This window comes from Pseudomonas sp. LBUM920 (assembly GCF_003852315.1).
Lineage (GTDB): Bacteria > Pseudomonadota > Gammaproteobacteria > Pseudomonadales > Pseudomonadaceae > Aquipseudomonas.
On record NZ_CP027762.1, the window covers coordinates 4387583 to 4409402 of the forward strand.

Below are 21820 nucleotides of genomic sequence, written 5' to 3' on the forward strand. Positions count from 1 at the left end.
ATGCATGAATCAGTCAGATCAACGGGCGCTACGGCGCCCCGGCAAGGCTTGCTGCTGGCGATTGACGTGGGCGGCACCAAGACTCAGGTCGCCTGCTACGACACCGCCCGCCAGCGCATGAACACGCGGATTCTCGCCACCCATGCCGACGGTTTGTCCGGCACGCCCGCCCTGCATCGCATCCTCGCGGCCGCGCGCGATTGTGTGACCGAATGGGGCAACGCCCCGGTGTTGAGCGTGGCGGCGGTATTCCCCGGTGTGGTGCGCGGCCCGACGTTGCTGATGGCGCCCAACACACCGGGGTTCGAAGGGCTCGACCTGCACTCGTCGATTGCCCAAGCATTCGGCAACGTCCCCGTGAGCCTCGATAACGACGTCAAGGCCGGCGCCCTGGCCGAAGTGCGCTGGGGGTCGCTGGCGGGTATTGATAACGCGATCTACCTGAACCTCGGTACCGGGCTTTCCGCTGCAGCCATCGCCAATGGCAGGTTGATCCGTGGGCATAACGGCGCAGCCATGGAAATCGGCTACCTGTTGTCGCCGTTTCTGAACCCGGAGCACCCTGATCAATGGGCGACCTATCAGAGCGGCAACGCACCGCTGGAGGAGCTGTTCTCCGGCAATGCCCTCAGCCAGCTGGCGGGTGAAATGCTGGGACACGGGCATCACGCCCAGGACCTGTTTACCAGCGCTGACCCCGCCGTGCGCAAGGCCTTGGCGCTGCGCATCGCCGCTTGTACGGTGCACATCGCCAACCTCGCCGTGGCGCTGGACGTCGAGCGTATCGTGATTGGCGGCGGCCTCTACCGCCAGGCGGCGCTGTTGGCGCCGTTGATCGAAACGCTGATCCAGCGCGCGGTGCCCTTCCCACCCACCCTCGCCGCTGCGCACTTCACCCACGATGCGCCCCTGTGGGGCGCCTTGAGCATGGCGATGGACGCGGCCGGGCTGAACGCCCTTGCGCAGCAACTGATCGCGGCCGGCAAGACCCTCGACGCGCCAGGAGTTTAATCATGTCATTGATGTTGAGTGAGACCTTGTCCATCCCGGCGATCGTGCAACGCATGCTCGAGGATGACAGCGCGATCCATGCGCTGACCCGGCAATGGGCGCAAACGCTGCCCGAGTTGATGATCACCGTCGCGCGCGGCAGCTCCGACCATGCCGCCGCGTATTTCAGCTATGCACTGATGAGTCAGGTCGGCATCCCCAGCGTGTCGATTCCCCTGTCACTGGTCAGCTTGCAACAACCGCCGCTGCGTTTGAAGAACAGCTGGGTCGCGGCATTTTCCCAGTCCGGCAAAAGCCCCGACCTGATTGACAGCGTGCATTACCTGCATCAGCGCGGCGCGCATTCGGTGGCGCTGGTCAACACCGCCGGCTCACCGCTGGCAGCCATGAGCGAGCATGAAATCCTGCTGCCTGCCGGCCTGGAACAGAGTGTGGCCGCCACCAAAAGCTACGTGGCGATGTTAATGGCCGGCGCCCAGGCGGTCGCCAGCCTGGCAGATGCGCTGGCCATCGACACCGGACTGAGCGAGGCTCTGCAACACTTGCCGGGCCACCTGCATAACGCTGCTGCCGAGGACTGGTCGCCACTGCTTGGCATGCTCACAAACGCCGACAAAATGATTGTGATCGGTCGCGGCGCGGCGTTGCCGATAGCCCAGGAGGCCGCGCTGAAACTCAAGGAAACTTCCGGCATCCAGGCTGAAGCTTTTTCCAGCGCGGAAGTGCGCCATGGCCCGATGGAGATCATCGAAGAGGGCTACCCGGTGCTGGTCTTCGCGCCCAGCGGCCCGGAGCAACCGGGCACTCTGGCTTTTGCCGCGGAAATGCGCGCCCGCGGTGCCCGCGTGCTGGTGGTGGCTCCGCGCGGTACGGTTTGCGAAGGCCTGTTGCCCAGCGTGCCGACCGCACATGCGCTACTGGAGCCCTTCACGATGATTCAAGGGTTCTATCTGAGCGCAGCGCAGCTGGCTGTGGCGCGCGGGCGCAATCCGGATCAGCCGCGGTATTTGAAGAAGGTGACGCAGACGCGGTAATTCGAGCGTGCGGGCCCAGGGCTGACCCGGTATTGTCGAGTGCGATCGACCTTCACTGAAAAAGGCCAACGCCGGTGACTTCATCCGTTACACCTGTTTCAAGCGTGCAGACCCGTTTGATCGCCCTGGTGGTCGCCGTGACCTTTTTCATGGAGAACCTCGATGCCACCGTCATCGCCACCGCCTTGCCCACCATGGCGTCGGCGTTCGGGGTCACGGCGGTCGACATGAATATCGGCATCACCGCGTACATTCTTGCCGTGGCGATCTTCATCCCGTTGTCCAGTTGGATCGCCGACCGTTTTGGCGCACGTCGGGTGTTCGCCGCTGCGATCATCATCTTCACCCTGGCTTCGCTGCTTTGCGGGTTGAGCCAGAGCCTTGAGATGTTCGTGATCGCCCGCGTGCTGCAAGGCGTGGGCGGTGCGCTGATGGTGCCGGTGGGGCGCCTGGCGGTGCTGCGCAATACCGACAAAAAAGACTTGGTGAACATGATTGCGGTGATCACCTGGCCTGGGCTGGTCGCGCCGATTCTAGGGCCGGTGGTGGGTGGTTTGATCGTGACCCACGCAACGTGGCCGTGGATTTTTTACGTGAATCTGCCTCTGGGGATACTGGCCCTGGTTGCCGCTTTGTGGCTGGTGCCCAAGGGGCGCGAGGCCAGCGTACGGCGATTTGACGCCAAAGGCTTTGTGCTGCTGGCCGGTGCGTGCGTGGCAGTGCTTGGCGGGCTGGAATGGCTGGGCAACCAGACCAGCGAAACGCTGATCCCGGGTTTTGTACTGGTGGCCACGGGCACGTTGCTCGCGGCATGGGCCGTGCGTCATTGCCGCCAGCATGCTGAACCGTTATTACCGCTTCAGACCCTGTCCATCGGCACCTTTCGCGTGAGTATTCTTGGCGGGTCGCTGTTCCGTCTCGCCATCAGCGCCCTGCCCTTTCTGCTGCCCTTGTTGTTTCAAGTGGGTTTCGGCCTTTCTCCGGTGGATGCCGGCTTGCTGGTGCTGGCGGTGTTTGCCGGCAACCTGGCAATGAAACCCTTCACGACGCCAATCATGCAACGCTTCGGGTTTCGCCCGGTGCTGCTGGTCAATGGCGCCATTGGCGTCGCATTGGTTGCCGCCTGCGCCTTGTTCACGGTGCAAACGCCGTTGCCGCTGATGGCGGCCGTGCTGTTCGTGGGTGGGCTGTCACGGTCGATGCAATTTACTTGCTACAACTCAATCGGCTTCGCCGACGTCCCCAAGGCGCGGATGAGCGAGGCGTCGGCGCTGTTCAGCATGGCGTTCCAGCTGGCGATGGGTCTGGGGGTTTCCATGGCGGCGCTGTTGCTACGGGCGTCGATGGCCGTGCAAGGGCACGCCGTGCACGCGGCCGTCGGGGACTTTCGGGTGGCCTTCGTGGGCGTGGCGCTGCTTGGGCTCGTGGGATTGATTGACGTGTATCGTTTACCGGTGGGCGCCGGGGAAAGCGTGCTGAATCGCGCCAAAACGACGGGACCGTGAAGAATCCTGTTCCAGACCTATACTCCATTGAGCGGTGGCGCGTTTTGCGCACCGCTCACGGCAGTATTGCCGACCAAGAGGTAGCCGCTATGTATGCCGGACAAATGAATATGACGACAACAAATGGTGAAATACGCTGCCAGATGGTTGTTCAAATCATCTGCCTGTTGTCGGTTGCCACGCTGTTCTGCTGACCCATCAGTAATGCCTTTCAACCTCCGCTGCGCATAACCGCGCGGGGGCCGCATTCGCGCTGAAAATCTTAAATAATATGCCTCAAGGGCGTGAACAGCCGCGCAATGAATATCGGCACAAGTGTAATAAGGAAGACAGAGAAGACCAGCGCGGGAATTATCCAGAGCATCGAATGCCCTTCGATCAAAGGCCCATAGACGATGCTCAGTCTATTCATCACAAAGATATGCAAGCAGTACACACCCAGGGTTGAGCCCGCCAGAACATTCAAGACCTTGGCATGTCGGGCCAGGCGCGCGCCTAGTTCAACAAACAGGCGAAAGCCGAAAATAGAGCCGACCACGACAAAAGGCGAAAGGTAAGAGAAAAACAGTTGATTGGGCGCGCCGTCGCGCAACGACAACCCATACGTGGCCAACGCTGTGCACACCGCACAAATCAGAAATCCTGCGGCATCCACAAACACGGTGGGCGCTTGCTGCGTCTGTATTCGATCAAACACGTAAGCCCCGAGAAACACGAATCCGCTTAACCCTGCAAACGACGACAGCCCGTATACAGAGGCCAGATCGCCAACACCCGGATAAAAATAAGTCACCAACGGAATAACGCTGGCAACAACAAACCAGATGGATAAATAGATGAGTTTTTCCGCGTCGGTGGAATGTCGGTAGATCTTGGCCATGAACGGAATAAACAGATAGATCCCGACCAGCGCATATAAGTACCACAGGTGAAAATAAGCAGGGCCCTTGAACACCGAAACCATCGAGGCACTTAACCCGCTGTAATCACCCGTCAACCGCGTCTTCCACAGCACATAGAATACCGACCAGAAGATCAGCGGCGGGAAGATCCTGATAAAGCGCTTTGTATAAAACGCCTTTACCCCTTCCTCTCTGCCAAGCAACAGCGCACCCGACAACATCAAGAAGAGCGGCACACACGACCGGACGAGGGAGTCATACGTATTGAAATAAGCCCAGTCATGACCGAACGCTGCAACCCCGGTGGCGGAAACATGAAGAACAACGACCATGAAGCAAGCGATGATGCGGGTGAAATCCAGTCCAGCACTCAGTTCTTTTCTCATTGTTCTTTTCGCGCCCCTGTCACGCCACATTCGCTGGCAGCGTGATCAAATCCGTCTGTTTTTGTGCGCGCGAGAATAGCACGACGCCGCTCACTCGAACGCGCCCACACCGGTATAGGCTATTTTGAGTAAACCTCAACCACGTCGACGCAGCATGTGATCAGTACCGATGCACTCAGGGCAATTTGAACAAGAAGGCGGGCACCGGACGGGGCATTGGTAAATCGCAGGCAACAAAAAAGGGCCCACCTTTCGGTGAGCCCTTCTAGACCGCCCAGCAGAGCGGATTTTGTTTGGTAGGCGCGATTGGACTCGAACCAACGACCCCCACCATGTCAAGGTGGTGCTCTAACCAACTGAGCTACGTGCCTGCTGTGAGGCGGCATTCTACGTAATTCCGGAGGGGTGTCAACATCTTTTTTGCAGCTAACCCTATGAATATGCGAATTATTTATTTGCGCCGGGTGCACCGGTGATTTTCGGGTGGCTGGCAGGCAATTTTCAACTCAGGTAGGATCGGCGCACTCGTAAAAAATATAAAACAGAGGTTCCAGGATGGCGAACACCCCTTACCCCCAGTCGTATTACGCCGCGTCCGCGAATGCGGTTCCGCCTCGCCCGGTACTGCAAGGTGACGTCGAAACCGATGTGTGTGTGATTGGCGCCGGCTACACCGGCCTTTCCAGCGCGCTGTTTCTGCTGGAAAACGGTTTTCGCGTCACCGTGCTGGAAGCCGCCAAGGTGGGGTTTGGTGCGTCGGGCCGTAACGGCGGGCAAATCGTCAACAGCTACAGCCGCGACATCGATGTGATCGAGCGCAGCGTCGGCCCCAAGCAAGCGCAGCTGCTGGGGCAGATGGCGTTTGAGGGCGGCAGGATCATTCGCGAGCGCGTGGCCAAATATCAGATCCAGTGCGACCTGAAGGATGGCGGCGTGTTCGCCGCCCTCAACAGCAAGCACATGGGCCACCTGGAATCGCAGAAACGCTTGTGGGAACGCTACGGGCATACGCAACTTGAGTTGCTGGACGAACGCCGTATCCGCGAAGTAGTGGCCTGTGACAACTACGTCGGCGGCCTGCTCGACATGAGCGGCGGGCACATTCACCCACTCAACCTCGCGCTGGGCGAAGCGGCGGCTGTTGAATCCCTGGGCGGCACGATCTACGAGCAATCGGCTGCGGTGCGCATCGAGCGCGGCGCGAACCCGGTGGTGCACACCGCCGAAGGCAAGGTCAGGGCCAAGTTCATCATCGTCGCGGGCAACGCCTACCTGGGGAACCTGGTGCCGGAGCTGGCGGCCAAATCGATGCCTTGCGGCACACAGGTCATCACCACAGCCCCACTGGGTGATGAACTGGCCAAGACGCTGCTGCCGCAGGATTATTGCGTCGAAGACTGCAACTACCTGCTCGACTACTACCGTCTCACCCGCGACAAGCGCCTGATCTTCGGCGGCGGCGTGGTGTATGGCGCACGTGACCCGGCCAACATCGAAGCGATCATCCGCCCGAAGATGCTCAAGGCCTTCCCGCAGCTCAAGGACGTGAAAATCGATTACGCCTGGACCGGCAATTTCCTGCTGACCTTGTCGCGCTTGCCGCAGGTGGGTCGCCTGGGCGACAACATCTATTACTCACAAGGCTGCAGCGGCCATGGCGTGACGTACACGCACCTGGCAGGCAAGGTGCTGGCGGAGGCACTCAGAGGTCAGGCGGAGCGTTTTGATGCGTTTGCCGACCTGCCGCACTACCCGTTCCCGGGCGGGCAACTGCTGCGCACGCCATTTGCGGCGCTGGGCGCCTGGTATTACGGGTTGCGGGACAAACTGGGGTTCTGACCACACAGTGGGAGCCGGCTTGCCGGCTCTTGCAGCCGAAAGCCAAATCGCAGAAACAAAAAACCCCGGTCTCTCGACCAGGGTCTTTGCTATCGGATCAAAGTCAGCCAAGGGCTTTCTTTGTGCTTCAAGGCGTTCAGTGGGCCTTGAGGCAGATATGGCGCAGCGGACGGGACTCGAACCCGCGACCCCCGGCGTGACAGGCCGGTATTCTAACCGACTGAACTACCGCTGCGTATCGCTTGACCGGCTGAGCGTAAACCCTCAACCGTCTTTAAACATCTGATCGATCAGCCTGGGCTGTTCAATCTCAAGCTCGACATGTCGAACCTGGAAAATATGGCGCAGCGGACGGGACTCGAACCCGCGACCCCCGGCGTGACAGGCCGGTATTCTAACCGACTGAACTACCGCTGCGCGTCGGTGCAACCTTTAACGTTGCGTCTTGCCCTAAGGCAAAACTCTCAAGAAGTGGTGGGTGATGACGGGATCGAACCGCCGACCCTCTGCTTGTAAGGCAGATGCTCTCCCAGCTGAGCTAATCACCCTTTGCTTCGTTGAGGCCGCGAAATTTACGCAGGTAGCGGACCTAAGTCAATAGCCTGCTTGAAGTTTTTCTGAAAAAGACAAAATTGCTTCAAGACGGCTATCTGCCCTACTCGCTGTAAATCATCTTCTTGCTCATGCCACCGTCCACCACAAACTCTTGCCCGGTGACAAACCCCGCCTGGCGCGACAGTAACCACGCCACCATCGCCGCCACGTCTTCCACCGTACCCACCCTGCCCGCCGGATGCTGGGCATGGTCGGCATCCGTCAACGGCTCGGCACGCCGGGCCGCCGGATCACGCGCATCGATCCAGCCGGGGCTGACGGCATTGACCCGCACCTCCGGCCCCAGGCTCATGGCCAAGGCATGCGTCAGGGCCAGCAGGCCGCCTTTGCTCGCCGCATAGGCCTCGGTGTCCGGCTCCGACTGACGCGCCCGGGTCGATGCCAGGTTGACGATGGCACCGCCATGGGCACGCAGATACGGCGCGCAGTGCTTGGCCAACAGCATCGGCCCACTGAGGTTCACCGCAAGCACGCGGTTCCAATACGCCAGGTCGAGGCTTTCCAGGGTGATATTGCGCGGGTCGGCCACCGCCGCGTTACACACCAACGCGTCCAGCCGCCCGAACTGCCCCAGTACTTCTGCGACACCTTGGGCCACTTGTTTTTCGTCGGCGACGTCCATGGTAATAAACCAGGCATTGTCGCCCAGCACCTTGGACACCTTGGAGCCACGCTCGCGGTCCAGGTCGGTCAACACCACTTGCCAGCCTTCGCTGATCAGCCACGCCGCGATCCCGAGACCAATGCCCCGCGCCGCGCCGGTCACCAGTGCGACGCGGCCGTTACCGACCGCCGCAGCATCCATGGACCACTCGATCACAAGGCCGCCAGCCCGCGGGCCAGGTCAGCCTGCAAGTCGGCCACATCTTCCAGGCCCACCGCGATGCGGATCAGGCTGTCGCGGATGCCGGCCGCTTCGCGCTCTTGCGGCGCCAGGCGACCATGGGAGGTGGTGCTCGGGTGCGTGATCGTGGTCTTGCTGTCGCCCAGGTTGGCGGTGATGGAAATCAAGCGAGTGGCGTCGATAAAGCGCCAGGCGCCCTCTTTGCCGCCCTTCACTTCGAAGCTGACGACGGCGCCGAAACCACGCTGCTGGCGTTGAGCCAATTCGTGTTGCGGGTGGCTCTTGAGGCCAGCGTAATGCACTTTCTCGATGCCATCCTGCTGCTCCAGCCACTCGGCCAGGGCCTGGGCATTGGCGCAATGGGCCTTCATGCGCAAACTGAGGGTCTCCAGGCCCTTGAGGAAGATCCAGGCGTTGAACGGGCTCAGGGTCGGGCCGGCGGTGCGCAAGAAACCCACCACTTCTTTCATCTGCTCGCCACGCCCAGCCACCACGCCGCCCATGCAACGGCCCTGGCCGTCGATGAACTTAGTGGCCGAATGCACGACGATGTCTGCGCCCAGCTTCAACGGCTGCTGCAATGCAGGCGTGCAGAAGCAGTTGTCGACCACCAGCATCGCGCCTTTGGCGTGCGCCACTTCGGACAATGCGGCGATGTCGACCAACTCGGCCAGCGGGTTGGACGGCGACTCGACGAACAGCAATTTGGTGTTGGCCTTGATCGCCGCGTCCCAACCGGACAGGTCTGCCAGCGGTACGTAGTCCACTTCAATACCGAAGCGCTTGAAGTACTTCTCGAACAGGCTGATGGTCGAACCGAACACACTGCGTGATACCAATACATGGTCGCCAGCGCTGCACAAGCTCATCACCACGGCGAGGATGGCCGCCATGCCGGTCGCCGTGGCCACCGCCTGCTCAGCGCCTTCGAGAGCCGCAATACGCTCCTCGAACGCCCGGACGGTCGGGTTGGTGTAGCGCGAGTAAACGTTGCCCGGCACTTCACCGGCGAAACGCGCGGCAGCGTCGGCGGCAGTGCGGAACACATAGCTGGAGGTGAAGAACATCGGGTCACCGTGCTCACCTTCCGGGGTGCGGTGCTGGCCGGCGCGCACAGCCAGGGTATCGAAAGCTACGCCATCGAGGTCGCTGTCCAACCGACCGGCATCCCATTCCTGACTCATGCTGCGACTCCTTACTCAATTCTTTATTTAAGATACAAAACCGACCCCTCAGGGCCGGTGTCTACTCAGTTGTTGTACAGATCGATGATCGCGCTGACCGCCTGGGTCTTGATCTTCGACGAGTCGTTGCGCGCCTGCTCGATCTTGTTCAGGTAGGCCTCGTCGACATCGCCGGTCACGTACTTGCCGTCGAACACGGCGCAATCGAACTGCTCGATCTTGATCTTGCCGCCGCCAACCGCTTCGATCAGGTCCGGCAGGTCCTGGTAGATCAGCCAGTCGGCGCCGATCAGGTCGGCCACGTCCTGGGTAGAACGGTTGTGGGCAATCAGCTCGTGGGCGCTCGGCATGTCGATACCGTACACGTTCGGGTACCGCACAGCAGGCGCAGCGGAGCAGAAGTACACGTTCTTGGCGCCCGCTTCACGGGCCATCTGAATAATCTGCTTGCAGGTGGTGCCACGTACGATGGAGTCGTCCACCAGCATCACGTTCTTGCCGCGAAACTCCAGCTCGATGGCGTTGAGCTTCTGGCGGACCGACTTCTTGCGCGCCGCCTGGCCCGGCATGATGAAGGTACGGCCGATGTAGCGGTTCTTGACGAAGCCTTCGCGGAACTTGACGCCCAAATGGTTGGCCAGCTCCAGCGCAGCGGTACGGCTGGTGTCCGGAATCGGGATTACCACGTCGATGTCGTGCTCAGGACGCTCGCGCAGGATTTTCTCGGCCAGCTTCTCGCCCATGCGCAGACGCGCCTTGTACACCGAAACGCCGTCGATGATCGAATCCGGACGCGCCAGGTAGACGTGTTCGAAGATGCACGGGGTGAGTTTCGGCGCCACGGCGCACTGACGGGTGTGCAGCTTGCCGTCTTCGGTGATGTACACCGCTTCGCCCGGGGCCAGGTCGCGGATCAGGGTAAAGCCGAGCACGTCCAGGGACACGCTTTCGGAGGCGATCATGTACTCGACGCCTTCGTCGGTGTGGCGCTGGCCGAACACGATCGGGCGGATGCCGTGCGGGTCGCGGAAACCGACGATGCCGTAACCGGTGACCATGGCCACGACCGCGTAACCACCGACGCAACGGTTGTGCACGTCAGTCACGGCGGCGAACACGTCTTCTTCGGTTGGCTGCAGCTTGCCGCGCTGGGCCAGCTCGTGGGCGAACACGTTGAGCAGCACTTCCGAATCGGAACTGGTGTTGACGTGGCGCAGGTCAGATTCGTAAATCTCCTTGGCCAGTTGTTCAACGTTGGTCAGGTTACCGTTGTGCGCCAGGGTAATGCCGTAAGGCGAGTTGACGTAAAACGGTTGAGCTTCGGCCGAGGTCGAGCTGCCCGCAGTCGGGTAACGCACATGGCCAATGCCCATGTGCCCGACGAGGCGCTGCATGTGACGTTGATGGAACACGTCACGCACCAGGCCATTGTCCTTGCGCAGGAATAACCGGCCGTCGTGGCTGGTCACAATACCGGCAGCGTCCTGGCCGCGGTGCTGGAGGACGGTTAGCGCGTCATACAGCGCCTGATTCACGTTCGACTTACCGACGATACCGACGATGCCACACATGCGACGCAACCCCTACTTAATGAATCTTGACTGAACACTGCTTACTGAGGCGTTTTGGCCGGCAAGAGGTGTTCCTTGAACGGAAGATCAGCGGGTACGCTGATTCCGCTGGCCAGCCACTGACTGCTCCACCCCAGAATGAGGTTCTTGGACCAATCTGCAACCAATAGAAATTTTGGCACGAGTACCGACTCCTGCCACCACGAATCCTGCTGTACCGGCCCCAGGCTCAACAGCCCGACCGCCACGACCACCAGCAACGCGCCACGCGCAGCACCGAAGGCCATGCCGAGAAATCGATCGGTCCCGGAGAGGCCGGTGACACGTATCAACTCGCCAATAAGATAATTGACCATTGCCCCCACCAGCAGCGTGGCGATGAACATGATGGCGCAGCCCGCGATGACGCGAGCCGAAGGTGTCTCGATGTAACCGGCCAGATAAACCGACAATGAACCACCGAACATCCAGGCTACGACTCCTGCGATGATCCAGGTCAGCAACGACAGTGCTTCTTTTACGAAGCCGCGGCTTAGACTGATCAAAGCGGAGATGGCGACGATTGCAACGATCGCCCAATCAACCCAGGTAAATGGCACAGTGCAGCCTACGTACGGATAAGGCGGCGCATTTTAGCAGAGCGCCGGGCTGTCGGTAAGCTGTGATTGCGGGTGCTTTGCAAATCAATGGGTTGAGTAGGGCGAAGCCCCCCTCAGGACCACCCAATACAATGTGGGAGGGGGCTTGCCCCCGATAACGATGGGTCATTATCAGAGAGGCTGACTGACCTACCGCCATCGAGGGCAAGCCCCCTCCCACATTGAGTGCATTCCAAGCTGAAACAGGGGTGAAATCAGCCGCGCTCAGGCTGAAAACGCACCACAAAACCATTCAGGTTCTGCTGGCGACCCAGCAAGTCGCGCAGACGATCGGCCTCAGCGCGCTCGATCAGCGGCCCGATAAACACGCGATTCTTGCCATCGGCACTGCGGATATAAGCGTTGTAGCCCTGAGCGCGCAGCTTTTTCTGCAAGGCTTCGGCGCTCTCGCGATTGGCCAGGCTGGCGAGCTGGATCGACCAAGTGATCGGCAGGCCATTGGGATCGATACGGCTTTGACCGACGTCCGGCTTGCCCGGCGCGGCAGGTTGCGGCGCAACCGGCTTGGGCGCTGGTGCCGGCGCGGCCGGTTTGGCGGCAACCACAGGCGCTGCCGGCGCAGGTGCAGGTGCGGGCTTGACCACCGGCACACTCGGCTGCACCGGCATGCTCGGCGCCTGCTGCGCAGCCACATCCGCATCACTCGGCACAGGCTCCTCAGGCAACGCCTGCGGCTCGGGCACCACCACCGGCTCGACCTGAACTTGCGGCACCGTCGGCGCCTGGGGCGCAGCCGGCGCCTCAACGACTACCTGGCGCTGCTCATCCTGACGCGAAAACAGCATCGGCAGAAAAATCACCGCCAACGCCACCAACACCAGGGCTCCAACCATTCGCTGCTTGTATGCGCTATCCAGTAATGCCATGTGCAGCTTCCTCCGTGGAGCGCCGGGCCAACCACTCTAGCGCCTCGGCAACACAATAAAATGATCCGAACAACAGAATCTCGTCCTCGGCCGTTGCCACCGCACACTGCGCTTCAAGCGCGGCGGTGACGCTTGCATACGACGCCACTGGCGCACCAAGGTTCTGCAAGGCCGTTTCCAATTCGGCGGCCGGCCGACTGCGCGGCGTATCCAGCGGCGCCACCGCCCAAGCCTGCACATCGCCCAGCAACGGCGCAACCACGCCGCCCAGGTCTTTGTCAGCCAACAGCCCGAATACCGCCAGGCGGCGACCCACCGGTGGCGTACGCGACAGGCGTTGCGCCAGGTACTCGGCGGCATGCGGGTTATGCCCCACATCCAGCAGCAGGTTCAGGCGCTTGCCCTCCCACTCGAAGGTGCGACGATCCAGGCGCCCGACCACCCGAGTGGCCAGCAATGTCGCGGCAATTTGCTCGGCATGCCACGGCAGATCCAGCAGCAAGTATGCCTGCAGCGCCAGCGCAGCGTTTTCCATCGGCAGGTTCAGCAGCGGCAGATCATGCAGCTCTACCGCCTGCCCGCGCGCATCACGCCCACGCCATTGCCAATGTTGAGCACCGATGTCGAGATTGAATTCGCGGCCGCGCAGGTAAAACGGACAATCCAACTCGCGCACCTTGTCGAGCAAGGGTTGCGGCGGGTCCAGATCACCACACAGCGCAGGCTTGCCCTGGCGGAAGATCCCGGCCTTTTCATAGGCCACCGACTCGCGGGTATTGCCCAGGTAGTCGGCATGGTCCACGCCAATGCTGGTGACCAGCGCCATGTCGGCATCCACCACGTTGACGGTATCCAGACGCCCACCCAGGCCGACTTCGAGAACAACCACATCCAATTGCGCACGCTCAAACAGCCAGAACGCCGCCAGGGTGCCCATTTCGAAGTAGGTCAGGGAAATTTCGCCGCGCCCGGTATCCAGTGCGGCAAAGGCTTCACAGAGCTGCTCATCAGTGGCTTCGACGCCATTGAGCTGCACCCGCTCGTTGTAACGCAGCAGGTGCGGAGAATTGTAGACGCCAACTTTCAGCCCTTGGGCTTGCAGCAGCGCCGCGACAAAGGCACAGGTTGAGCCTTTGCCGTTGGTGCCGGTCACCGTGATCACGCGCGGTGCCGGCCGGCCCAACCCGAGGCGGGCCGCTACCTGTTGCGAGCGCTCCAGGCCCATGTCGATGGCTGACGGATGCAACTGCTCAAGGTAGGCGAGCCATTCGCCAAGGGTACGTTGGGTCATAGGTTTGCAGGCACCGGCGGTACAACGATCGGTTCGACTTTAGGCGCGACGTACACAGGCGTCGGCAGGCCCATCATTTGCGCCAGCAGGTTACCCAGGCGTGGACGCAGCTCGCCACGGGCGATGATCATGTCAATCGCGCCGTGCTCCAGCAGGAACTCGCTGCGCTGGAAACCTTCCGGCAGTTTTTCACGAACGGTCTGCTCGATCACGCGCGGGCCGGCAAAGCCGATCAGGGCCTTGGGTTCGCCGACAATCACGTCACCCAGCATCGCCAGGCTGGCGGAAACGCCGCCATAGACCGGGTCAGTCAGCACGGAGATGAACGGAATGCCTTCTTCACGCAGACGCGCCAATACCGCAGAGGTCTTGGCCATTTGCATCAGGGAAATCAGCGCTTCCTGCATGCGCGCGCCACCGGAGGCGGCGAAGCAGATCATCGGGCAACGGTTTTCCAGCGCGTAGTTGGCGGCACGTACGAAACGCTCACCGACGATGGCACCCATGGAACCGCCCATGAAGGAAAACTCAAACGCCGACACCACCACGGGCATGCCCAGCAACTTGCCGCTGACGGAAATCAGCGCGTCCTTTTCACCGGTCTGCTTTTGCGCGGCGGTGAGGCGATCCTTGTACTTTTTGCCATCGCGGAACTTGAGACGGTCAACCGGCTCCAGGTCAGCGCCCAGCTCGGCACGGCCATCGGCGTCGAGGAAAATGTCGATGCGGGCGCGGGCGCCGATACGCATGTGGTGGTTGCACTTGGGGCAAACGTCCAGGGTCTTTTCCAGCTCCGGGCGATACAGCACCGCGTCGCAGGATGGGCACTTGTGCCACAGACCTTCAGGAACCGAGCTTTTCTTCACCTCGGAACGCATGATCGAAGGGATCAGTTTGTCTACTAACCAGTTGCTCATGCTTTCTTTCTCCAGTACCGGTGGCTTGAACACAGCCCCGCGTATGCCCTTGAGCTAAATTCATATGTGGCGATGACACAGGCGGGACGGGGTCAGACGTTCGACCAGCCATTTCCTGCCTGTATCCTCAGCCGTCCAGACAACCCGCAGCGCGGGTTGCCACTACGTTTCCGGGCCTCCCGCAGGCGGCGCCGATGCTGTTTTACACAGTGGTAGTTATGGACGGCGGCAGACTGCGAGCCGTCACATCACACCATTGCTGTTGCGCACCGCTTGCATGAATGCGCGAATCTTGTGGTGATCCTTGATGCCCTTGCCCTGTTCCACCCCACCGCTGACGTCCACGGCGTACGGCCGAACCTGCTCGATGGCGGCTCCGACATTCGCGGGGTTGAGCCCGCCGGCGAGGATAATCGGCTTGCTCAGCCCCTCGGGAATCAGCGTCCAGTCGAATGCTTCGCCCGTACCGCCCGGCACGCCTTCGACATAGGTGTCCAACAGAATGCCACGAGCGCCAGTATAGGCAGCACACGCGGCGGCGATGTCATCCCCGGCCTTGACGCGCAGCGCCTTGATATACGGGCGTTGGTAGCTTTCACACTCGTCGGGGCTTTCATCGCCGTGAAACTGCAGCATGTCCAGCTGCACGGCATCCAGGGTTTCGTTGAGCTCGCAGCGGCTGGCGTTGACGAACAAGCCGACGGTGGTCACGAACGGCGGTAACGCGGCGATGATTGCACGCGCCTGCAGCACATTCACCGCCCGTGGGCTCTTGGCATAAAACACAAAACCGATGGCATCCGCCCCCGCCTCGACTGCCGCCAGCGCGTCTTCTATGCGGGTGATCCCGCAAATCTTGCTGCGAACGGCTGACATGTCGTAGAAACCTCAGGGGTTGAACCGAGAAAGTCCCGGATGGTAACAAAAGCTATTCCGGGCGTCAGCCGCCAAGTTCGCTGAAACCTGTGAGGAAGTGTGGCCCGATGAAGCGATCCGGCAATTCGAACTCGTCGCGGTACTCCACGTCCACCAGATACAGGCCAAAGGGATGCGCCGTCACCCCACCTGTGCGGCGGATGCGACTTTCCAACACCTCTTTGGCCCACTCCACCGGGCGCTCGCCGGTGCCGATGGTCATCAACACGCCTGCAATATTGCGCACCATATGGTGCAGGAAGGCGCCGGCGCGGATATCCAGCACGATCATCTTGCCGTGACGGGTCACGCGCAAGTGATGGACTTCCTTGATTGGCGACTTGGCCTGGCACTGGCCGGCACGGAACGCGCTGAAATCATGCACACCGACCAAATGCTGCGCGGCTTCGGCCATGCGCTCGGCATCCAGCGGGCGATGGTTCCAGGTGATTTCCTGGTTGAGGTGCGCCGGACGGATCTGGTCGTTATAGATCACGTAGCGATATCGCCGGGCAATGGCCTTGAAGCGCGCATGAAAATGCGCAGGCATGACCTTGGCCCAAGTGACGCTGACGTCATGAGGCAAGTTGATATTGGCGCCCATCACCCACGCTTTCATCGTGCGCTCGGCCTGGGTGTCAAAGTGCACCACCTGGCCACAGGCGTGCACACCGGCGTCGGTTCGCCCGGCGCACATCAGCGACACCGGCGAGTCGGCGACCTTCGACAAGGCGTTTTCGAGGGTTTCCTGCACCGTCAGCACACCCGAGGCCTGGCGCTGCCAGCCGCGATAGCGCGAGCCTTTGTATTCCACGCCCAGGGCGATGCGGTTAAAGCCTGCGGCCGCCATTTCGGCGGCCGCGTTATCTAGATTTGCCAAGAACTGAGAGCCCGATGAATTGCGCAAAGGCGGCCATTATAAAGGCGGAGCACGCATGAGGGGCGCTTTTGTTGCGAGGCCACGCACCAAAGCAACTGTGGGAGCGGGCCTGTTCGCGAATGCAACGTGCCAGGCGCTCAATCCGCTAACCGACACGTCACGCTCGCGAGCTAGCCCGCTCCCACATTGGCGTTACACCCCTGTTCAGATTTTGCCGAGCATTTCCTTGGCTTCACCGCGCTGGGCTTCATCGCCCTCAGTCAGCACTTCGGACAGAATGTCGCGCGCGCCGTCGGCATCGCCCATGTCGATGTAGGCCTGGGCCAGGTCGAGCTTGGTGGCCACCTCATCGGTGCCAGAGAGGAAATCAAACTCCGGCTCATCAGCGCCCAACGCCGCATCTTCGGCGGTAAAGGAAGGCTCGATCGGCGGATGCTCGAGGCTCTGGGACAGGCGATCGAGCTCAGCGTTGACGTCGTCCAGCTCGGATGTGAAGGCATCCGGCTTGGCGGCCGGCGGCGCTTGCGGTTCGTCAGCCAGGGACAGGTCAAAGTCTTCCGGCAGGTCGAAATCATCCAGTGCGGCAGGGGTAAGGGTCGGCGGCTCAACGGCCGGCACATCCTTCATCTGGTCTTCAAGGCCCGAGAGGAAGTCATCGTCCGATTGCGTGGACGACGGCGCGTCCAGCTGCAGGTCCAGATCGAAGTCCGACACATCATCCGGCGCGGGCTTGGCTTGCGTCTGGCGCTGCAGGACAGACTCGAAACTCGACTCATCCTTGGGGCTGACCACGGCCGGCGAAGCGGCTTCCAGATCGTCCAGGCTCAAGTCGAAATCCGTATCGAACGCGTCGGGTTCCGGCGCCGGCGCTGCCGGTTTGTCTTCGAGCAAGTTCTTCACGTATTGAGCGTCCAGCGCCGCCGCGGCCACCGCAGCACTGACGCCCGCGGCCAACACGGCCATGGCCGGGAAGCGACTCTTGAGCTGCTCGACCTGGGCGTGGTTTTCGCCCGTGGCCACCAGTTGACGCTCTTGCGTGACGAAGCCGTCCTTATCGCTTTGCAGACCGTAGACTTCCATCAGCTTCAAGCGCAGGTCACTGCGCTTGGGCTCGCGCTTGATCGCCTGCTCCAACACATCGGCGGCTTGATTCAGGTGACCACGGTCGATATGGGATTGGGCTTGTGCGAGCGCATCGCTGGAATTTTCCGGGGCCACGGCGACGGCCAACGGCGCCAGCACGGAAGCCACGCTCGGCACCACGACAGGCTCGACCACCGGGGCAGGCGCAGGCGCTGCCGCCAGCTTGACGTTCGGCGGCGGCACTTCCAGGCCTTCGAAGCTGTCCGGTGGCAGGTCGTGATCCACATTCGGCGAAAACTGTGGTTCTTCAGCCAGCGCCCGCGCCATACGCAGGTGCTTTTCCTCTTCGAGGCGGGCATTGCGGTGACGGGCCCACAGCAGCAGGAGCAACAACACCAGCAAGCCGGCAGCACCGCCGATGACCCCGAGAACAATCGGGTTGGTCAGCAGATCGTTGAATTTACCTTCGGTGCTGCTGGCAGGCGCGGCATCCGGCTTGATCGGCTCGGGCGTAGCTACCACGGCAGCCGGCGTCGCATCGGGCGCCGGCGCAGTCGCTGCAGTCGCTGCAGTCGCCGCAGGCTCACCTGGCAGCTGCGCCGGGATGGCTGCCGTCGTCGGCGCAGTGCCCGGCACTGCCGGGTTACCGCCCTGAGCCTGCAACTTGGCCAGTTGATCGTTTTTCAGTTGAATCAGCTTTTGCAGCTTGTCCAACTGGCTTTGCAGGTCGGCCGCGCGGCTTTTCAGCTCGGCATTGTCGCGGCGCGTGGTGTCCAGTTCTTCCTGGGTCATCGCCAGCTTGTCGCTCAATGCACGCCCGTCAGCGGCCCTGCCCTTGGCACCTTTCTTGGCGGACTCGGCCGACACCAGGCTTAAGTTGTCCTTGGCATTGGTGCTCGAGGGCGCATCGCCTGCCTGGGTGCGCCGAGTGGCGTCCAGTTGCTGCTTGCCGGCGGCCTGATTATTGGCCGTGCGACGGCCCTCGCGCCAGGCGGCATTTTGCGCAGTGACTTCGGCAATCGCCTCCGGCTGCGGCAGGCTGGTGGCTTGCTGGCGATCCGGAAGACGCAGCACCTGGCCGGTTTTCAGGCGGTTGATATTACCGTCGATAAAGGCATCAGGGTTGAGCGCCTGGATCGCCAGCATCGTCTGCTGGACCGACGCGCCGTTGCGGTTCTTCGCGGCAATTTCCCACAAGGTATCGCGAGACGTCGTGGTGTGCTGCGCAGCTTTGCTGACCGTGGGCGCCGTGCTGGCAGGTGCCGACTGGGTCGGCGCACTCAAGCGCGGTGCAGGTGCGCTGGCGGTCGGTGCCGGCTGCTCGAACTTGGCCGGGTCGAGCAGCACACTGTAGTCGCGCATCAGGCGGCCGTTGGGCCATTGCACTTGAAGCAGAAACCGTACGTAGGAATCAGGCAGCGGCTTGCTGGAGGTGACGCGCACCACACTGCGGCCATTGGGGTTGATCACCGGGGTAAACGTCAGGTCATTCAGAAACGCCTGGCGATCCACGCCGGCGTCCACAAACGCCTGGTCAGACGCCAGGCTCGGGGTGATCTCGGAGGCAGTGAGGCCGCCGACATCGAGCAATTCGATTTCCACCGCCAACGGCTGGTTCAACTTCGACTTGAGGGTCATCTCCCCAAGCTGCAGCGCCTGCGCCATACCGGAAGACAGCGCCGAGGCGGCCGCTATTGCTAACACCAGTTTGCGAACTTGAACCATAGCCTCATCCTTTGTTTGAACACTCCCCGGCCTGCGAGAAGGTTGGTAACCGCTGCCATAAGGCATGGCGAGCCGATAGGTTACCGACGCGCTTCTGTTTCGCTTGGGGCCAAGCATAGCGCTTGGCTAGAATCAATCTACAAATTGCCGCCAAGTATCTTTTACACAAGGCCTTTTATCAACAACTGCGCCAGCTGCACGGCGTTCAATGCCGCGCCTTTGCGTACGTTATCTGACGTCAGCCACAGATTTAGTTCCGCCGGGTCGTCCACGCCCGCACGCACTCGGCCAACGTAGACCACATCCTGGCCGACCGCATCCCCAACGGCCGTGGGGTAGTCGCCCTCTTCCACCAGCTCGATCCCCGGCGCTGCCTCCAGTGCACGGTTGACAGCGGCCAGGTCGACCGGCGCGCCCAACTGCAATGACACTGTCAGGCTATCGCCAAAAAACACCGGGGCTTGAACGCAGGTTGCGGAAATCTTTAGCAGAGGTGTTTCCAGCACCGCACGCAACTCGTGTACGAGGCGTTTCTCCAGGGCTGTATGACCCTGGGCGTCAGGCGTGCCGACTTGCGCCAACAGGTTGAAGGCCATCTGCCGATCAAAGAACTTCGGCTCCAGCGGGCGCACGTTCAGCAACTCGGCGGTCTGCCGGGCCAGCTCGCTGACGGCCTCGCGGCCCTGGGCCGAAACGGCCAGGTTGGCAGTGACGCTGACGCGCTGGATCTCCAGCAGGCCGCGCAACGGCGCCAGAACCACCGCCAGGTTGGTGGCCGACGGACTCGGGCTGCCGAGCTGGAAGGGCTTTTTCAGGCCCTTGAGAATATGCGCGTTGGCTTCCGGCACGACCTGAGGTGCCTGATCGGCCGGCAAGGCGCCGGAGAGGTCGATCACCGAGCAACCGGCCGCCGTGGCGCGTGGCGCGAAACTCAGGGTCACCGCCGGGCCTGCCGCGAAGAAGGCCAACTGGGCTTTTTTGAAGTCGAACTCATCAACTTCCTTGACCCGCACGTTCTTGCCGCGAAACGGCACCGAGGCGCCGGCCGAGTTGCTGCCCGCCAGCAGATACAGGGTGCCTACCGGAAAATCCAGCTCTTCGAGAATCTGCACCAGGGTTTCACCCACGGTGCCGGTTGCACCGATCACGGCGATTTCAAAGGTCTGGGTCATGGTGGCTGCCTCGGGCATTGCGGGGGGAGCGGCACTTTACCGGGTGGTGGGGAGTGAGGCAATTGACCTGGGGTTGTTGGCGTGGCTGATGGCCTCATCGCCGGCAAGCCAGCTCCCACATTCAAACGCCTCCCAACGTTGAAATGCGATCGAATGTGAGAGTGGACTTGCCCGCAAAGAGGCCCTGAAGGGCAATAAAAAACCCGCGCCTGTCACCAGAACGCGGGTTTCTTACTCACCAGCAGCGATCAACGCTCCAGCAAAATCCGCAGCATGCGACGCAGCGGTTCAGCCGCGCCCCACAGCAGTTGGTCGCCGACGGTGAACGCGCCCAGGTACTGAGTACCCATGTTCAGCTTGCGCAGACGGCCAACCGGCACATTCAGGGTGCCGGTAACCTTGGTCGGGCTCAGCTCCTGCATGCTGATGTCGCGGTTGTTCGGCACCAGCTTGACCCACGGGTTGTGCTGGCTGATCAGCCCTTCGATATCGGCGATCGGCACGTCTTTGTTCAGCTTGATGGTCAGCGCCTGGCTGTGGCAGCGCATGGCGCCGATGCGCACGCAGATGCCGTCCACCGGGATCGGGTTCTTGAAGCGACCGAGGATCTTGTTGGTCTCAGCCTGGGCCTTCCACTCTTCGCGGCTCTGGCCGTTCGGCAATTCCTTGTCGATCCACGGGATCAGGCTACCGGCCAAAGGCACGCCGAAGTTTTCGGTCGGGTAGGCATCGCTGCGCATGGCTTCGGCCACACGACGGTCGATGTCGAGGATCGCGCTGGCAGGGTCAGCCAGTTGATCGGCAACGGCCGCGTGGGTGGCACCCATTTGCTTGATCAGCTCGCGCATGTTCTGCGCGCCGGCGCCGGAGGCCGCCTGATAGGTCATGGCGCTCATCCACTCGACCAGGCCAGCTTCGAACAGGCCACCCAGGCCCATCAGCATCAGGCTGACGGTGCAGTTGCCGCCCACATAGTTCTTGGTGCCAGCATCCAGCTGCTGGTCAATAACCTTGCGGTTCACCGGGTCGAGGATGATCACGGCGTCGTCCTGCATGCGCAGGCTCGAGGCGGCGTCGATCCAGTAACCTTGCCAGCCGGCTTCGCGCAGCTTGGGGAAGACTTCGCTGGTGTAGTCGCCACCCTGGCAGGTCAAAATCACGTCGAGGGTTTTGAGCTCTTCAATGCTGTAGGCGTCTTTGAGCGGAGCAATATCCTTGCCCACGGACGGCCCTTGGCCACCCACGTTCGACGTGGTGAAAAACACCGGCTCAATAAGATCGAAATCCTGCTCTTCCAGCATCCGCTGCATGAGCACGGAACCGACCATACCGCGCCAACCGATCAGACCTACACGTTTCATCGCAACTACACCTTGTTAAAAAGTGGGCCGCCTTGCAGCAACAACTGCAAGCGGGCCCGA

General features: G+C 61.5%; 18 protein-coding genes and 4 tRNA genes. 5 read left to right on the forward strand and 17 right to left on the reverse strand.

The annotated features are described in order from the left end of the window. The 4 genes from C4J83_RS20240 to C4J83_RS20255 all read left to right on the forward strand — a co-directional run bounded on the left by C4J83_RS20240 (position 1) and on the right by C4J83_RS20255 (position 3744). Complete coding sequence (locus C4J83_RS20240; RefSeq protein WP_124418035.1) at positions 1 to 1011, forward strand: ROK family protein; 1011 nt, start codon at positions 1 to 3, stop codon at positions 1009 to 1011. Next, complete coding sequence (locus C4J83_RS20245; protein WP_372239335.1) at positions 1011 to 2045, forward strand: SIS domain-containing protein; 1035 nt, start codon at positions 1011 to 1013, stop codon at positions 2043 to 2045. Before C4J83_RS20240 ends, C4J83_RS20245 begins: the two co-directional genes overlap by 1 nt. A gap of 149 nt (positions 2046 to 2194) precedes the next feature. Then, on the forward strand, positions 2195 to 3550 hold the full coding sequence (locus C4J83_RS20250) for an MFS transporter (protein ID WP_124418899.1): 1356 nt from the start codon (positions 2195 to 2197) through the stop codon (positions 3548 to 3550). Next, positions 3547 to 3744 carry a hypothetical protein gene (locus C4J83_RS20255; protein WP_124418036.1) on the forward strand — a complete coding sequence of 66 codons (198 nt, stop codon included), beginning with the start codon at positions 3547 to 3549 and terminating at the stop codon, positions 3742 to 3744. Before C4J83_RS20250 ends, C4J83_RS20255 begins: the two co-directional genes overlap by 4 nt. 68 nt (positions 3745 to 3812) lie before the next feature. On the opposite strand, the gene C4J83_RS20260 is transcribed toward C4J83_RS20255, so the two are convergent. Together C4J83_RS20260 and C4J83_RS20265 are read right to left on the reverse strand one after the other, a co-directional pair. Beyond that, positions 3813 to 4838 carry an acyltransferase gene (locus C4J83_RS20260; RefSeq protein WP_164487953.1) on the reverse strand — a complete coding sequence of 342 codons (1026 nt, stop codon included), beginning with the start codon at positions 4836 to 4838 and terminating at the stop codon, positions 3813 to 3815. Positions 4839 to 5132: 294 nt separating this feature from the next. After that, a tRNA-Val gene (locus C4J83_RS20265) sits at positions 5133 to 5209 on the reverse strand. Positions 5210 to 5393: 184 nt separating this feature from the next. Between C4J83_RS20265 and C4J83_RS20270 the strand changes: the two genes are divergently transcribed. Then, entirely contained in the window at positions 5394 to 6677 is a 1284-nt protein-coding gene (locus C4J83_RS20270) for an NAD(P)/FAD-dependent oxidoreductase (protein WP_106576691.1), read from the forward strand. A gap of 158 nt (positions 6678 to 6835) precedes the next feature. Here the strand turns inward: C4J83_RS20270 and C4J83_RS20275 are convergent. The 15 genes from C4J83_RS20275 to asd form a co-directional block, all read right to left on the reverse strand. Further along, positions 6836 to 6912 (reverse strand) — tRNA-Asp (locus C4J83_RS20275). 105 nt (positions 6913 to 7017) lie between these two features. Continuing rightward, positions 7018 to 7094, reverse strand: a tRNA-Asp gene (locus C4J83_RS20280). Positions 7095 to 7149: 55 nt separating this feature from the next. Continuing rightward, a tRNA-Val gene (locus C4J83_RS20285) sits at positions 7150 to 7225 on the reverse strand. A 107-nt stretch (positions 7226 to 7332) separates the two neighbouring features. Beyond that, positions 7333 to 8097, reverse strand: a complete 765-nt coding sequence (locus C4J83_RS20290) for an SDR family oxidoreductase (RefSeq protein ID WP_106576690.1) — start codon at positions 8095 to 8097, stop codon at positions 7333 to 7335. 11 nt (positions 8098 to 8108) lie between these two features. Next, positions 8109 to 9320: an O-succinylhomoserine sulfhydrylase gene (locus C4J83_RS20295; RefSeq protein ID WP_099583998.1), complete on the reverse strand. Its 1212-nt coding sequence runs from the start codon at positions 9318 to 9320 to the stop codon at positions 8109 to 8111. A gap of 65 nt (positions 9321 to 9385) precedes the next feature. After that, positions 9386 to 10891: an amidophosphoribosyltransferase gene (gene purF / locus C4J83_RS20300; protein ID WP_058426877.1), complete on the reverse strand. Its 1506-nt coding sequence runs from the start codon at positions 10889 to 10891 to the stop codon at positions 9386 to 9388. Between the two features lie 41 nt (positions 10892 to 10932). Next, a complete protein-coding gene (locus C4J83_RS20305) occupies positions 10933 to 11490 on the reverse strand; it encodes a CvpA family protein (RefSeq protein WP_003192538.1) in 558 nt (185 codons plus the stop codon). A gap of 254 nt (positions 11491 to 11744) precedes the next feature. Further along, positions 11745 to 12416, reverse strand: coding sequence for an SPOR domain-containing protein (locus C4J83_RS20310; protein ID WP_124418038.1), 672 nt, complete (start codon positions 12414 to 12416; stop codon positions 11745 to 11747). Then, a complete protein-coding gene (folC, locus tag C4J83_RS20315; protein ID WP_124418039.1) occupies positions 12400 to 13707 on the reverse strand; it encodes a bifunctional tetrahydrofolate synthase/dihydrofolate synthase in 1308 nt (435 codons plus the stop codon). The genes C4J83_RS20310 and folC overlap by 17 nt, the downstream gene beginning before the upstream one ends. After that, the gene (accD, locus tag C4J83_RS20320) at positions 13704 to 14624 is read right to left on the reverse strand and encodes an acetyl-CoA carboxylase, carboxyltransferase subunit beta (RefSeq protein ID WP_106576687.1); all 921 of its coding nucleotides are present in this window, start codon (positions 14622 to 14624) and stop codon (positions 13704 to 13706) included. The genes folC and accD overlap by 4 nt, the downstream gene beginning before the upstream one ends. Positions 14625 to 14867: 243 nt before the next feature. After that, entirely contained in the window at positions 14868 to 15500 is a 633-nt protein-coding gene (locus C4J83_RS20325; protein ID WP_106576686.1) for a phosphoribosylanthranilate isomerase, read from the reverse strand. A gap of 64 nt (positions 15501 to 15564) precedes the next feature. Beyond that, positions 15565 to 16389, reverse strand: coding sequence for a tRNA pseudouridine(38-40) synthase TruA (gene truA / locus C4J83_RS20330; RefSeq protein WP_106576685.1), 825 nt, complete (start codon positions 16387 to 16389; stop codon positions 15565 to 15567). Between the two features lie 234 nt (positions 16390 to 16623). After that, positions 16624 to 19227, reverse strand: a complete 2604-nt coding sequence (locus C4J83_RS20335) for a FimV/HubP family polar landmark protein (RefSeq protein ID WP_124418040.1) — start codon at positions 19225 to 19227, stop codon at positions 16624 to 16626. A 161-nt stretch (positions 19228 to 19388) separates the two neighbouring features. Then, the gene (locus C4J83_RS20340) at positions 19389 to 20399 is read right to left on the reverse strand and encodes an aspartate-semialdehyde dehydrogenase (RefSeq protein ID WP_106576683.1); all 1011 of its coding nucleotides are present in this window, start codon (positions 20397 to 20399) and stop codon (positions 19389 to 19391) included. 248 nt (positions 20400 to 20647) lie between these two features. Continuing rightward, positions 20648 to 21760: an aspartate-semialdehyde dehydrogenase gene (asd, locus tag C4J83_RS20345; protein ID WP_058412147.1), complete on the reverse strand. Its 1113-nt coding sequence runs from the start codon at positions 21758 to 21760 to the stop codon at positions 20648 to 20650. Positions 21761 to 21820: the final 60 nt, after the last annotated feature.

Bases quoted from the DNA above. Each gene is read 5' to 3' on its own strand.
- C4J83_RS20240 (WP_124418035.1), top strand. From the start codon at position 1: ATGCATGAATCAGTCAGATCAACGGGCGCTACGGCGCCCCGGCAAGGC.
- C4J83_RS20250 (WP_124418899.1), top strand. From the start codon at position 2,195: ATGGAGAACCTCGATGCCACCGTCATCGCCACCGCCTTGCCCACCATG.
- C4J83_RS20260 (WP_164487953.1), bottom strand. From the start codon at position 4,838: ATGAGAAAAGAACTGAGTGCTGGACTGGATTTCACCCGCATCATCGCT.
- C4J83_RS20270 (WP_106576691.1), top strand. From the start codon at position 5,394: ATGGCGAACACCCCTTACCCCCAGTCGTATTACGCCGCGTCCGCGAAT.
- C4J83_RS20290 (WP_106576690.1), bottom strand. From the start codon at position 8,097: ATGGATGCTGCGGCGGTCGGTAACGGCCGCGTCGCACTGGTGACCGGC.
- C4J83_RS20295 (WP_099583998.1), bottom strand. From the start codon at position 9,320: ATGAGTCAGGAATGGGATGCCGGTCGGTTGGACAGCGACCTCGATGGC.
- purF (WP_058426877.1), bottom strand. From the start codon at position 10,891: ATGTGTGGCATCGTCGGTATCGTCGGTAAGTCGAACGTGAATCAGGCG.
- C4J83_RS20310 (WP_124418038.1), bottom strand. From the start codon at position 12,416: ATGGCATTACTGGATAGCGCATACAAGCAGCGAATGGTTGGAGCCCTG.
- folC (WP_124418039.1), bottom strand. From the start codon at position 13,707: ATGACCCAACGTACCCTTGGCGAATGGCTCGCCTACCTTGAGCAGTTG.
- accD (WP_106576687.1), bottom strand. From the start codon at position 14,624: ATGAGCAACTGGTTAGTAGACAAACTGATCCCTTCGATCATGCGTTCC.
- C4J83_RS20325 (WP_106576686.1), bottom strand. From the start codon at position 15,500: ATGTCAGCCGTTCGCAGCAAGATTTGCGGGATCACCCGCATAGAAGAC.
- truA (WP_106576685.1), bottom strand. From the start codon at position 16,389: ATGGCGGCCGCAGGCTTTAACCGCATCGCCCTGGGCGTGGAATACAAA.
- C4J83_RS20335 (WP_124418040.1), bottom strand. From the start codon at position 19,227: ATGGTTCAAGTTCGCAAACTGGTGTTAGCAATAGCGGCCGCCTCGGCG.
- C4J83_RS20340 (WP_106576683.1), bottom strand. From the start codon at position 20,399: ATGACCCAGACCTTTGAAATCGCCGTGATCGGTGCAACCGGCACCGTG.
- asd (WP_058412147.1), bottom strand. From the start codon at position 21,760: ATGAAACGTGTAGGTCTGATCGGTTGGCGCGGTATGGTCGGTTCCGTG.